General features: G+C 55.9%; 9 protein-coding genes and 1 pseudogene. 6 read left to right on the forward strand and 4 right to left on the reverse strand.

Annotated features, from left to right (window positions below):
* Nucleotides 1-62 precede the first annotated feature (62 nt).
* The 3 genes from WH277_RS23665 (at nucleotide 63) to WH277_RS23675 (ending at nucleotide 1,868) form a co-directional block, all read left to right on the forward strand.
* Nucleotides 63-491: a CidA/LrgA family protein gene (locus WH277_RS23665; protein WP_133842638.1), complete on the forward strand. Its 429-nt coding sequence runs from the start codon at nucleotides 63-65 to the stop codon at nucleotides 489-491.
* Nucleotides 484-1,182: an LrgB family protein gene (locus WH277_RS23670; protein ID WP_339507177.1), complete on the forward strand. Its 699-nt coding sequence runs from the start codon at nucleotides 484-486 to the stop codon at nucleotides 1,180-1,182. The genes WH277_RS23665 and WH277_RS23670 overlap by 8 nt, the downstream gene beginning before the upstream one ends.
* 140 nt (nucleotides 1,183-1,322) lie before the next feature.
* Nucleotides 1,323-1,868: a YfaZ family outer membrane protein gene (locus tag WH277_RS23675; protein ID WP_133842636.1), complete on the forward strand. Its 546-nt coding sequence runs from the start codon at nucleotides 1,323-1,325 to the stop codon at nucleotides 1,866-1,868.
* Nucleotides 1,869-2,151: 283 nt separating this feature from the next.
* On the opposite strand, the pseudogene WH277_RS23680 reads toward WH277_RS23675, so the two are convergent.
* The 3 genes and pseudogenes from WH277_RS23680 to acs all read right to left on the reverse strand — a co-directional run bounded on the left by WH277_RS23680 (nucleotide 2,152) and on the right by acs (nucleotide 6,248).
* Nucleotides 2,152-3,803: pseudogene (locus WH277_RS23680) on the reverse strand (cation acetate symporter).
* Nucleotides 3,800-4,111 (reverse strand): DUF485 domain-containing protein, encoded by a 312-nt coding sequence (locus WH277_RS23685; protein ID WP_133842634.1) that lies wholly within the window; start codon nucleotides 4,109-4,111, stop codon nucleotides 3,800-3,802. The pseudogene WH277_RS23680 and the gene WH277_RS23685 overlap by 4 nt, the downstream one beginning before the upstream one ends.
* A gap of 181 nt (nucleotides 4,112-4,292) precedes the next feature.
* Complete coding sequence (gene acs / locus WH277_RS23690) at nucleotides 4,293-6,248, reverse strand: acetate--CoA ligase (RefSeq protein WP_133842633.1); 1,956 nt, start codon at nucleotides 6,246-6,248, stop codon at nucleotides 4,293-4,295.
* 521 nt (nucleotides 6,249-6,769) lie between these two features.
* Here acs and gltP point away from each other — a divergent pair.
* The 3 genes from gltP (at nucleotide 6,770) to WH277_RS23705 (ending at nucleotide 10,847) form a co-directional block, all read left to right on the forward strand.
* Nucleotides 6,770-8,071, forward strand: coding sequence for a glutamate/aspartate:proton symporter GltP (gltP, locus tag WH277_RS23695; protein ID WP_133842632.1), 1,302 nt, complete (start codon nucleotides 6,770-6,772; stop codon nucleotides 8,069-8,071).
* Between the two features lie 379 nt (nucleotides 8,072-8,450).
* Nucleotides 8,451-9,995, forward strand: coding sequence for a methyl-accepting chemotaxis protein (locus WH277_RS23700; protein WP_133842631.1), 1,545 nt, complete (start codon nucleotides 8,451-8,453; stop codon nucleotides 9,993-9,995).
* 87 nt (nucleotides 9,996-10,082) lie between these two features.
* Nucleotides 10,083-10,847 (forward strand): AraC family transcriptional regulator, encoded by a 765-nt coding sequence (locus tag WH277_RS23705; RefSeq protein WP_133842630.1) that lies wholly within the window; start codon nucleotides 10,083-10,085, stop codon nucleotides 10,845-10,847.
* On the opposite strand, the gene leuA is transcribed toward WH277_RS23705, so the two are convergent.
* Nucleotides 10,829-12,496 (reverse strand): 2-isopropylmalate synthase, encoded by a 1,668-nt coding sequence (gene leuA, locus WH277_RS23710; RefSeq protein WP_133842629.1) that lies wholly within the window; start codon nucleotides 12,494-12,496, stop codon nucleotides 10,829-10,831. The two genes, WH277_RS23705 and leuA, sit on opposite strands and share 19 nt — an antisense overlap.
* Nucleotides 12,497-12,561 lie beyond the last annotated feature (65 nt).

A 12,561-nucleotide genomic window follows, 5' to 3' on the forward strand; every position in this document is an offset into this window, starting at 1 on the left:
TTCACCCTTTGTTACCGCTTTATACTCTTTCCTATAAAAACATTCACAAAGGGGAAAACAGCATGGCATTGGCACTTCGTCCACAGGGTTCTGCCTGGCTGCATCGGGTTCAGGTTCCGCTACAGGTGGCGCTTTATGTCGGGCTGTTTTTAGTCTCAGAACAGCTGGTGAGCTGGCTGCATTTACCCCTTCCCGCCAACATCGTTGGGATGTTGTTGCTGTTGTCGATGATTATGCTGCGCGTAATGCCGTTGGGGTGGGTCAAAGCCGGTGCCAGCTGGTTGCTGGCTGAAATGCTGTTGTTCTTTGTTCCGGCCGTTGTCGCGGTGGTTAACTATGGCGATCTGTTGCGCCTTGAGGGCTGGCGAATTCTGCTGGTGATTGGTGTCAGTACGCTGCTGGTGCTGGGCGCCACCTCGCTGGTGGTGGATCGCGTGTATCGCTTCGAGCTGTGGCTGGCGGCGCGTAAACAGGGGAAGGGCGATGAATGATTTTATCCTCAGCGTGTTATGTCTGTTGGCCACGCTGGCCGTCTACTTCTGCAATAAACGACTGTATCGCCGCTGGCACCGCCTGCTGCTGATGCCCCTGGTGATGACACCAATGGTGCTGGTGGCGCTGCTGGTGGTGGCCCATATCTCCTGGCAGGACTACATCAGTGAAAGCCGCTGGCTCTTGTGGCTGCTTGGCCCGGCCACACTGGCGTTTGCTGTACCGGTGTATGAGAACATCGCGATCATTCGTCGTCACTGGATGTCGCTCAGTGCCGGGGTGATCACCGCCACGGCGGTAGCGGTATGCAGTTCGGTGTGGCTGGCGCAGATGCTGGCGTTGCCGGAGAGCATTCAGCGCAGCCTGGCAGTGCGTTCCATCACCACGCCGTTTGCGCTTGCGGCAGCGAAGCAGCTGGGCGGGCAACCGGACCTGGTGGCGTTGTTTGTGGTGATCACCGGGGTGTTTGGCATGGCGGTGGGTGACCTGTTGTTCCTGCGTCTGGCCATCAAACAAGGCCTGGCGCGAGGGGCCGGATTCGGTGCGGCATCTCACGGCGCCGGGACGGCACGCGCGTATGAGCTGGGTCAGCAGGAGGGCGTGGTTTCAAGCTTAGTGATGATGTTATCCGGTGTCGTTACCGTGGTGATAGCGCCTGCTATCGGGCATGTCATGTGGGCGGTTGGCTAACAGGACTGGATTCAGTGCGTTTGTAAGGTTACTCAAATTCAACGTGATTAGTTTGTTTCTCATATAATTTCAGGGGCGGTTGGTTTACTCTGCAAGCCCGCCGCATCATGGCGTGAGTAAAAATTAATCAGGAGAATAAAATGAAAAGAGTGGCAATGACAACCGGCGCACTGGCGCTGCTGGCGCTGGCAGGCTCTGCTCAGGCTATCGAAGGTGGCGTGAGTGTGGGTAAGGATTACACTGATGTTCACGTTGGCCTGGGGACAACAACCCCTGGTTTTGCGCTTTCCGGTGACTGGCTGCGCAGCGATCATGATGGCAATGTAGAGAGCCTGGGTCTGGGTTACAACGTCGCGATTGGCGATGTGTTCCTGTCTCCGACCGTTAAAGCGCTGTCGACTAACCCGAAAGACACGAAAGATGGCTACGCGATTGCCATTGGTGGCGGCGTGAAAGTCCCTGTGACCAAAATGTTTAACGTGTACGGTGAGTATTTCTACTCTCCTGATTCGTTTTCCAGCCACATCGATAACTACCAGGAAGCATCTGCAGGCGTGAGCTTCCAGCCAATCTCTCTGGTGGATGTGAGCGTGGGTTACAAGTATATGACGCTGAACGGCAAAGATGGCCGTAAAGATAATGTCGTTGCTGATGGTCCATACGTGGGCGCCGCACTGCACTTCTAACGCCCTGCCACCCTGTTTGATACGGACGAGGCGTGCCTCGCCCCTACGGTGATGATACATATACCCGTAGGGGTCGGGCATGCCCGATCCGTTTGACACAGGCGAGGCGTGCCTCGCCCCTACGGCGATGGTACATATACCCGTAGGGATCGGGCATGCCCGATCCGTTTGACATGGCGCGGCGGGCTCGCCCCTACGGTGATGGTACATATACCCGTAGGGGTCGGGCATGCCCGACCCGTTTGACTTAGGCGAGGCGCGCCTCGCCCGTACGGGTTCCGTGTTAATGCCCTTTCCCACCCTCAATGCCGACACCTGTTTGCGATCGCACAAACTGCGCCTGGAAGCGTTGACGCTCTTCCGCACCCGATGCCGAGTTGTCGGTCACCGAGAACAGCCACGTACCGATAAATGCTGCCAGCATGGAGAACAGCGCCGGATACTCATACGGGAACACGGCTTTGGCATGTCCCAGCACCTGCACCCACACCGTCGGGCCGAGGATCATCAGCAGCACCGCCGTCAGCAGACCCAGCCAACCGCCAATCATTGCCCCGCGCGTGGTCAGTTCGACCAGTACATCGACATAATCGGGAAGTTACAGCTGGCCGCAATCGAGAACGCCAGCCCGACCATAAACGCAATATTCTGTTTCTCAAACATAATGCCCAGCAGGATCGCCACAATCCCCAGCAGCACCACGGTGATCTTCGACACCCGCAGCTCATCACGTTCGCTCGCCTGGCCCTTACGGAACACGCTTGCATACAAATCGTGTGACACCGCCGAGGCGCCGGCCAGCGTCAGACCCGCGACCACCGCCAGAATGGTGGCGAAGGCCACAGCAGAGATAAAGCCTAAGAACAGACTGCCGCCCACCGCGTCGGCCAAATGCACCGCCGCCATATTATTGCCGCCAATCAGTGCCCCGGTCGCATCCTTAAACGCCGGATTAGCCCCGACCAGCAGAATGGCACCAAACCCGATAATAAAGGTCAGGAAGTAGAAATAACCCATAAAGCCGGTGGCCCAGAACACGCTCTTACGTGCTTCACGCGCATCGCTGACGGTAAAGAAGCGCATCAAAATATGCGGCAACCCGGCGGTACCAAACATCAGGCCCAGTCCGAGTGACAGCGCCGATATCGGGTCATGCACCAGCCCGCCGGGGCTCATAATGGCGATGCCTTTCGGGTGCACCTTCATCGCTTCGGTAAACAGCGTATTGAAGCTGAAGCCAACGGTTTTCATCACCATAATCGCCATAAAGCTGGCGCCGAACAGCAGCAGCACGGCTTTAATAATCTGCACCCAGGTAGTGGCCAGCATGCCGCCAAACAGCACGTACATCACCATCAGGATCCCGACCAACACCACTGCCACATGGTAGTCCAGGCCAAACAGCAGCTGGATAAGCTTGCCTGCCCCCACCATTTGCGCAATCAGATACAGCGCCACCACCACCAGAGAACCGCAGGCGGAGAGGGTGCGGATTGGCTTCTGCTTAAGACGATAAGAGGCCACATCTGCAAAGGTATAGCGGCCGAGGTTACGCAGGCGTTCGGCAATCAGGAACAGAATGATCGGCCAGCCCACCAGGAAACCAAGCGAGTAAATCAGCCCGTCATAACCGGAGGTGTACACCAGCGCGGAAATTCCGAGGAATGAGGCGGCAGACATAAAGTCCCCGGCCATCGCCAGACCGTTCTGGAAGCCGGTGATATTGCCGCCTGCCGTGTAGTAGTCGCTGCGTGAACGGGTGCGTTTGGAGGCCCAGTAAGTGATCCCCAGCGTAAAAGCGACGAAAATCAGGAACATGATAATCGCTTCGACGTTAGTCGGCTGGCGCTCTACCGCGCCGCTGATAGCATCGGCGGCCAGTACACCACACGGCAACAGTGCCGCCAGCGCAAAGAACAGATGGCGTGATTTCATCCTTTCACCTCATTCAGCAGTTCGCGGGTCAGACGGTCGAACTCGCCATTAGCACGCCAGACGTAAACTCCGGTCAGCAGAAAAGAAATCACAATTAAGCCCACGCCAATCGGAATACCGCGCGTCACGTTGGTCCCTTCATAAAGCGGCGTACCGAGCCAGCCAGGGGCAAAAGCAATCAGCAAAATAAACCCGACATACAGCACTAACATAATCACGGACAGCAGGGTGGCAAAGCTCTGGCGTTTTCTCACCAGCTCTTTAAATTTCGCACTTCGTTCTATTCTTTCGTAGAGGACATTGCTCATTGTAATATCTCCAGAGACAGGGTTATTCCTTTGATCCTTGAAGCATTAACGTCAAGATCGGGGGAATATATTTTTTTTATATCCTGGTACGGACAATATTAAGACGTGAAGCAATCAGATCTGCTCTGCGGCAGGTTTATGATGTCAATATGAAAAGCAGGGGCACGGTGGCCCCTGTGGGTTATGGCATTTTAATGGACTGTTTCTCTTCGAGTAATTTCTCCACTACGCCAGGATCGGCCAGAGTAGAGGTATCACCGAGATTACTGGTATCACCGGCAGCAATTTTGCGCAGGATACGACGCATTATTTTACCGGAACGGGTTTTCGGTAATGAATCTGTCCAGTGCAATACATCCGGGGTGGCAATCGGGCCAATCTCTTTACGTACCCAATTGCGCACTTCGGTATACAGCTCGGGTGAAGGTTCTTCGCCATGATTCAGAGTGATATAGGCATAAATTGCCTGACCTTTCAGACCATGCGGAATACCTACCACCGCCGCTTCGGCGATTAAGGGATGAGACACCAGTGCAGATTCGATTTCTGCCGTCCCCAGGCGATGGCCGGAGACGTTCAGCACGTCATCCACGCGCCCGGTGATCCAGTAATAGCCATCCTCATCACGACGTGCGCCGTCACCGCTAAAATACTGATTTTTAAAGGTGGAAAAATAGGTCTGCTCGAAGCGTTCGTGATCGCCATACAGCGTACGCGCCTGGCCCGGCCAGGAGTCGACGATCACCAGGTTGCCTTCAGTGGCCCCCTCCAGCGCATTGCCTTCGTTATCCACCAGTGCAGGCTGCACGCCAAAGAACGGGTTGGAGGCCGACCCCGGTTTCAGTGCAGTCGCGCCCGGCAGCGGGGTGATCATAAAACCGCCGGTTTCCGTCTGCCACCAGGTATCCACGATCGGGCAGCGGCCATTGCCGATTTTTTTGTGGAACCACTCCCAGGCTTCCGGGTTGATCGGCTCACCAACGGACCCGAGGATGCGCAGGCTCGAACGATCGGTCCCTTCAATCGCTTTATCCCCTTCGGCCATCAACGCACGCACGGCGGTCGGGGCAGTATACAGGATCGTCACCTTATGCTTGTCGACCACTTCCGCCATACGGCTCGGTTTTGGCCAGTTCGGCACGCCTTCAAACATCAGCGTGGTGGCACCACAGGCCAGTGGGCCATACAGCAGGTAGCTGTGGCCGGTCACCCAGCCGACATCGGCGGTACACCAGTAGATATCATCCGCTTGGTAGTCAAACACATACTTAAAGGTGGCGGCGGCATACACCAGGTAGCCGCCCGTGGTGTGCAGCACGCCTTTCGGCTTTCCGGTCGAACCGGAGGTATAAAGGATAAACAGCGGGTCTTCTGCAGCCACCTCTTCCGGCTCGTGATGGGTGCTGGCGTTGTTCGCCAGCTCGTGCCACCACAGGTCGCGATCGCTGTTCCAGCCAACCTCTTTACCGGTACGGCGAAACACCACCACGTTCCCCACGCTGGTGACGTTGGGATTGTTCAGGGCATCATCCACGTTTTTCTTCAGTGGGATAGTTCGCCCGGCACGTACGCCCTCATCGGCGGTGATCACCAGCCGGGCGTTACAGTCGATAATGCGTCCGGCGACCGCTTCTGGCGAGAATCCACCGAAGATCACCGAATGCACAGCGCCAATACGTGCGCAGGCCAGCATGGCAACGGCGGCTTCCGGCACCATCGGCATATAGATAGCCACGACATCGCCTTTGTTGATGCCCAGCGCTTTTAAGGTGTTAGCAAAGCGGCAGACGTCCTGGTGCAGCTCGCGATAGGTGATCGTCTTGCTTTCACTGCTGTCATCGCCTTCCCAGATGATTGCCGGATGGTCGCCACGCGTTTGCAGATGGCGGTCAAGGCAGTTGGCCGCCAGGTTTAGCGTGCCGTCCTCAAACCAGCGGATAGAGACATTGCCGGGAGCAAAGGAGGTGTTCTTCACCAACGTGTAAGGCTTAATCCAGTCGAGGATTTTGCCTTGTTCACCCCAAAACGCATCGGGGTCCTGTACCGACTGCTGATACATTGACGCGTACTGCTGAGCATTGATCTGGGTATTTTCCGCAATGTTCGCGGGAACCGGGTAGGTATGTGATTGGCTCATAGCTGGCCTCCTTGAAGATTGTTAATAATATGTCAATCAAAGGTTAAGTGAAGACGCTGGTTTGGCTTTGTTTTCTTTTTGCGCGGCAGATCACGTCATAACAGAATGTGATGGAATCGGGGGAACTGCCTGCTCTAAAGATATTCATTTACCGTCAGAACCGCTGAGATGCGCACGACATGTCGTGCAAAAAAAGCGCATATAGACCATTTTGTTTCTGCGGGGAATGGCGGGGTTATGCATAGCTATGCTGTTTTTATTCTGAATATTTCTAATTATTACAAAGACTTATTTCTTCATGTTAACGGTAGCGCTTTATCCTGTTAATAGATAGTAAAGTAGCCACATCTCTCGCAGGGTTGCATTTAGTCCGTTGAAAATGGTACTGATTACGCGCCTGTCAATCAGGTTTCAACTATCCACTACCTGCGAATTGCCCGATCCCGGTCAGCCTCCTTTGAGTGTTATTCACTCCGCATGCACCACGCGGAAAGCAGGTTTTGTTAAGGAAATGACGCGTTATGAAAGCCGTAAAGTTCAGCCTTGCCTGGCAAATATTGATTGCGCTGGTGCTGGGGATCGCCGCTGGGGCGATATTGCATAATCAGCCAGAAAATCGTGAATGGTTAGTCACCAACGTTCTCAGTCCTGCCGGTGATATCTTTATCCATCTGATCAAAATGATCGTTGTACCGATTGTGATTTCTACACTGATTGTCGGCATTGCCGGTGTCGGTGATGCTAAAAAACTCGGACGTATTGGTGTGAAAACCATCGTCTATTTCGAAGTGATTACCACCATTGCCATTGTGACAGGAATTACTCTGGCGAACGTGTTTCAACCCGGCTCCGGCATTGATATGTCGACGCTGGCAACGGTGGACATCTCTAAGTATGAAGCCACAACGGCGCAGGTTCAGGGGCAGCCACACAGTCTGGTAACCACTATCCTGTCGCTGATCCCGCAGAATATTTTTGCGGCGATTGCGAAAGGCGACATGCTGCCCATTATCTTCTTCTCGGTGCTGTTCGGCCTGGGCCTCTCTTCGCTGCCGTCTGAACACCGTGACCCGCTGGTGAAAGTGTTCCGTTCGACCTCAGAAGCGATGTTCAAAGTCACCAATATGATCATGCGCTATGCGCCGATTGGGGTGTTTGCGCTGATCTCCGTCACCGTTGCAAACTTCGGTTTCGCTTCACTGTGGCCGCTGGCTAAGCTGGTGATACTGGTGTATGTGGCGATCCTGTTCTTCGCACTGGTGGTACTGGGTGCGGTGGCGCGCTTCTGTAAGCTGCGTATTACAACGTTAATACGCATCCTGAAAGATGAGCTGATCCTCTCTTACTCTACCGCCAGTTCGGAAACCGTGCTGCCGCGTATCATGGAGAAGATGGAAGCCTACGGTGCACCTAAGTCGATCACCAGCTTTGTGGTACCGACGGGCTACTCGTTTAATCTTGACGGCTCCACCCTCTATCAGAGCATTGCGGCAATCTTTATTGCCCAGCTGTACGGCATTGACCTCTCCCTGGGGCAGGAAATCGTGCTGGTGCTGACGCTGATGGTGACGTCGAAAGGTATTGCGGGCGTGCCGGGCGTGTCCTTTGTGGTGCTGTTGGCAACGCTAGGAAGCGTGGGTATTCCGCTGGAAGGGCTGGCGTTTATTGCCGGTGTTGACCGTATCCTCGATATGGCGCGTACGGCGCTGAACGTGGTGGGTAATGCGCTGGCGGTGCTGGTGATTGCCAAGTGGGAAGATCAGTTTGATGCCAAACAGGCCGTAGCCTATGAAGCGCAGCTAAAAACGCAGACTTCAGTCTGATAACTCCACGGGCTGGTGGCCCTGATCGCCAGCCCGAATAAGCTCTCCCTGCGCACTTCTTCCTTTATCGCTATCATTTTATCTGGGGTATCTGTGGGCATTCCCCTGCATCACCTATCCGCCTGGTAAAGATGCATTGGCAATATCATAAATTTTCCCTGAAGAATAATGACTTACTAAAATCATGGTTTTTTGTTGTTTCCAGGCCGTGATTTTTTGTGGGTCAGCGTCCGTGCGTCGATGTTACAAGCTTTGTCGCCCGGATCACGAAATTTATAAAAACCCTGCTAAAGATCCCCTATTTCGCGCCGAAAATATAAAAAAACGTTACTAATTTTTCCTGGTCCAACTCCCGTTGATCCATTCAAGGATTTAACTCATGCGCAATAATTTGCCCGTTACACAGCAAGAATATGCGTTTGGCGATGATGCCACACTCATGTCGACCACCGATACCAACAGCCATATCACTTATGCCAACGATGCCTTTATGGAGGTGAGTGGTTTTACGCCGGAAGAGATTAACGGCCAGCCCCATAATATGGTGCGTCATCCGGATATGCCGCCGGAAGCCTTTGCCGATATGTGGGCGACGCTGAAAAAGGGGGAACCCTGGACCGCACTGGTGAAAAACCGCCGCAAAGATGGTGACCATTATTGGGTACGTGCCAATGCCATTCCGGTGGTACGTAACGGCAACGTACAGGGCTATATGTCGGTGCGCACCAAGCCGAGCCAGCAGGAGATCCGTGACACCGAGCGTTTGTACCAGGATTTCCGTACCGGACGGGCGAAAGGAAAGTGCTTCCATAAAGGGCTGATTGTTCGTACCGGTCTGATGGCCTGGCGATCCGTCTTTAAAACCCTGCCGCTGCGCTGGCGTATTCGCAGCGCGTTGCTGGCGCTGCTGCCGCTGGCGACGCTGGGCGTCTGGGCACTCGGGCTGAGTCATGCTGCGCTGGGTATTTTTGCTGCGGGCATGGCGGTGCTGTTGCTGCTGGCGTCAGCCTGGCTGGAGCAGCAGATTTCACGACCGATTGAACGCGTTTGCCAGCAGGCGCTGCGCGTGGCCACCGGGGCCGATCATAAAGTGGAGCAGATAGACCGGGTTGATGAGGTCGGCACCACACTGCGAGCCATAGGTCAGCTTGGGCTGATGTTCCGCTGGTTAGTGGATGATGTCAGCGGCCAGGCAATTAATGTGCTGAGCGCCAGTGACTCGATTGCGCAGGGTAACAGCGAACTGAGCCGCCGCACCGAACAGGCCGCCGCCAACGTCCAGCAAACCGCGGCCACCATGAATGAAATGACGGCCACGGTGAAGAGCAATACCGAAACTGCAGCCGAAGTGAAAAGCCTGTCGATCAGCACCAGCAGCGCCGCTGTACAGGGCGGTGAAGCGATGAATGATATGGTCAAGATGATGGCGGAGATCACCGACAGTTCGAAGAAAATTGCCAACATCACCAGCGTGATTGACGGCATTGCCTTCCAGACCAATATTCTGGCGCTGAATGCTGCGGTGGAAGCCGCTCGCGCCGGTGAGCAGGGTAAAGGTTTTGCCGTGGTCGCCGGGGAAGTGCGCAGCCTGGCCCAGCGCAGCGCCAAGGCCGCGAGTGAGATCAAAATGCTGGTGGAGAGCAGCGCTGACAAAGTGAAATCCGGCACGTTGCATGTCAATGAAGCGGGGAAAACGATGGAAAGTATTGTGTCTCAGGTGCAGAACGTAACGTCGTTGATCGCGCAGATCAGCGCGGCAACCGCCGAACAGTCCACGGCCATCGGCGAGATCAGCCTGGCGGTGGAAGATCTGGATAACATTACTCATCAGAATGCGGCAAAAGTGGAAGAGGGCGCACAGGCTTCCGGGCGTATGACGCGGCAGGCTACGCGTCTGGTCGAAGCTATCAGCGTGTTCCGTTAACCCATCAGGGAAAATCTGTAGGGGTCGGGCATGCCCGACCCGCTTAACATTTGTTATGCTGACTCTCCGTTAACCTGCGAGACTCCCATGTCAGCTACCGTCGATTTCTCCTTTGCCCACCGCCCGCTGATCCCCTATGCACACGACTATCAACATGGCGATGTTGAGCCATTGCATCATCACAACTGCGCGCAGCTGGTACATACGCTGACGGGCGTGGTACGGATTGAGACGCCGCTCGGGCACTGGGTTGTACCGCCGGGGCGCGGTGTCTGGCTGCCTGCCGGGGTGAAACATGCGTTGCAGATGACCGGAGACGTTGCGGCACGCACGTTGTTTATCGACCCCCTGGCGCGCGCCGATCTGCCTGCCAGTTGCCAGGTGGTGCAGGTGTCGCCCCTGCTGCGCGAGTTGATTGTTAGCGCTCTCGACCTGCCTGAACATTATGCTCCCGCCAGCCGCGCTGAACGTATTTATGAACTGATCCTTGATGAAATTCGGGTGATGAGCGTGCTGCCTTTCAACCTGCCGGAACCGCAGAGTGCAGCCCTGGTCGGGCTTTGCCAGGCGCTGAGGGCGGCACCGGGCGAGCGCTGGACGCTGGAAAACAGCGCCCAACGCATTAATGTCAGCAGCCGTACGCTGGCGCGGCATTTTCATCAGGAGACGGGGTTGCAATTCAGCGACTGGGTGCGGCGCGCCCGCCTGATGGAAGCCCTGACGCGCCTGGCTCGGGGCGACTCGGTGCTGACGGTATCACTGGAGCTGGGTTATGAGAGCCAGAGCGCTTTCAGCGCCATGTTCCGCCGTATCCTCGGCGTTGCTCCCAGCGACTACTTCCCGCCCAGTTGATCCTGCGCCACGGCATTCAGCAGCGCCTGCAACGAGGCTCGCGATACATCGCTGTCAATGCCCACGCCCCAGGCGCTGCGGTTGCCAGGGAAGATGCAGCGCAGATAGGTGACGGAGCGGCTGTCACTGCGCTGGCCGAGCGTATGTTCATGATAATCCTGAATGGTAAAGGAGACATCCAGCGCCTGGCGCAACGCATCGGCTGCCGCAGACAGCAGGCCGTTCCCCCGCCCGCTGATGTTGTAATGTTTGTCGCCCTGCTGAATGCCCGCGTCGAAACGCAACTGCCCCTGGCTGTCGCTTTCGCTGCGGTACTCACCCAGCTGTAAATGTGTCGCTTCCAGACCGTATACCCGGCGAAACAGCTGCCAGATGGCGGCCTGAGTCATTTCACGGCTTTCCCGATCGGCAACCTGCTGCACCTGCTGACTGAAGTCCTGTTGCAGGGCGCGTGGCAGAGCCAGTCCATGATTCTGCTCGATCATCCATGCCGCCCCACTTTTACCGGACTGACTGTTGACGCGGATCACCGCTTCGTAACTACAGCCAATATCCGCCGGGTCGAGTGGCAGGTAAGGCACTTCCCAGCGCTCCTGCTGCTGACGGGCTGCAAAGCCCTTTTTAATCGCATCCTGATGGGAGCCTGAAAAGGCCGTAAACACCAGTTCCCCGGCGTAGGGATGGCGCGGATGCACCGGCAGTTGGTTGCACTGCTCCACCACATCGACCACCTGTTTCATCTGGCTGAAGTCGAGCTGCGGATGAATGCCCTGGGTATAGAAGTTCAGTGCCATCGTCACCAGATCCACATTCCCCGTGCGTTCGCCGTTACCAAACAGGCAGCCTTCAACCCGATCGGCCCCGGCCAGCAGTGCCAGCTCTGCGGCGGCAATCCCGGTGCCGCGATCGTTATGCGGATGCACGCTGATACACACCTGCGGGCGCTGAGAAAAGTGACGGCAGAAGTATTCGATCTGGTCGGCATACACGTTAGGTGTGCTGACCTCCACCGTGGCAGGCAGGTTGATGATCATCGGCCGCTGTGCACAGGGCTGCCAGACGGCGGCCACCGCTTCACAGATTTCCAGTGCAAAATCGGCCTCGGTGAAGCAGAAGGTTTCCGGTGAGTATTCAAAGGTCCAGTGCGTCTGCGTCTGCTCCTCACAGCGTTGTCGGATCAGACGTGTGGCGTTCACGGCCAGTTCGATAATCTGCTCACGGCTCTGGCGAAACACCAGGCGGCGAAACACCGGTGCGGTGGCATTGTACAAATGCACGCAGGCCTGCTTTGCCCCTTCCAGAGAGACAAACGTGCGATCGATCAGATCGGCTCTTGCCTGGGTCAGAACCTGGATCGTCACATCATCCGGGATCATCCGCTCTTCGATCAGTTCACGAACGAAATTGAAGTCGGTCTGTGACGCTGAAGGAAACGCCACTTCGATCTCTTTGAAACCACACTGTATCAGCAACTGCCAGAACGCTTTTTTACGTGCGCCATCCATTGGCTCGGCCAGTGACTGATTGCCATCACGCAGGTCGGTAGAGAGCCAGCGCGGGGCGGCGGTCAGCGTGCGGGCAGGCCACTGGCGATCGGTCAATGTGACGGGAGGAAAGGCGTGATATTTGTCGGCAGGTTGGTGCAGCATAGTCAGGCTCCTTGTTGGGTGAGTGACTATTCTGCGGTGAAAATGCGCTGGCTGGCTGGCGCAAA

It is taken from the genome of Erwinia sp. MYb416 (assembly GCF_037479575.1).
Lineage (GTDB): Bacteria > Pseudomonadota > Gammaproteobacteria > Enterobacterales > Enterobacteriaceae > Erwinia > Erwinia rhapontici.

Excerpts from the sequence above, each read along its gene's own strand:
- WH277_RS23665 (WP_133842638.1), top strand. The coding sequence starts at position 63 with ATGGCATTGGCACTTCGTCCACAGGGTTCTGCCTGGCTGCATCGGGTT.
- WH277_RS23670 (WP_339507177.1), top strand. The coding sequence starts at position 484 with ATGAATGATTTTATCCTCAGCGTGTTATGTCTGTTGGCCACGCTGGCC.
- WH277_RS23700 (WP_133842631.1), top strand. The coding sequence starts at position 8,451 with ATGCGCAATAATTTGCCCGTTACACAGCAAGAATATGCGTTTGGCGAT.
- gltP (WP_133842632.1), top strand. The coding sequence starts at position 6,770 with ATGAAAGCCGTAAAGTTCAGCCTTGCCTGGCAAATATTGATTGCGCTG.
- WH277_RS23685 (WP_133842634.1), bottom strand. The coding sequence starts at position 4,111 with ATGAGCAATGTCCTCTACGAAAGAATAGAACGAAGTGCGAAATTTAAA.
- leuA (WP_133842629.1), bottom strand. The coding sequence starts at position 12,496 with ATGCTGCACCAACCTGCCGACAAATATCACGCCTTTCCTCCCGTCACA.
- acs (WP_133842633.1), bottom strand. The coding sequence starts at position 6,248 with ATGAGCCAATCACATACCTACCCGGTTCCCGCGAACATTGCGGAAAAT.
- WH277_RS23705 (WP_133842630.1), top strand. The coding sequence starts at position 10,083 with ATGTCAGCTACCGTCGATTTCTCCTTTGCCCACCGCCCGCTGATCCCC.
- WH277_RS23675 (WP_133842636.1), top strand. The coding sequence starts at position 1,323 with ATGAAAAGAGTGGCAATGACAACCGGCGCACTGGCGCTGCTGGCGCTG.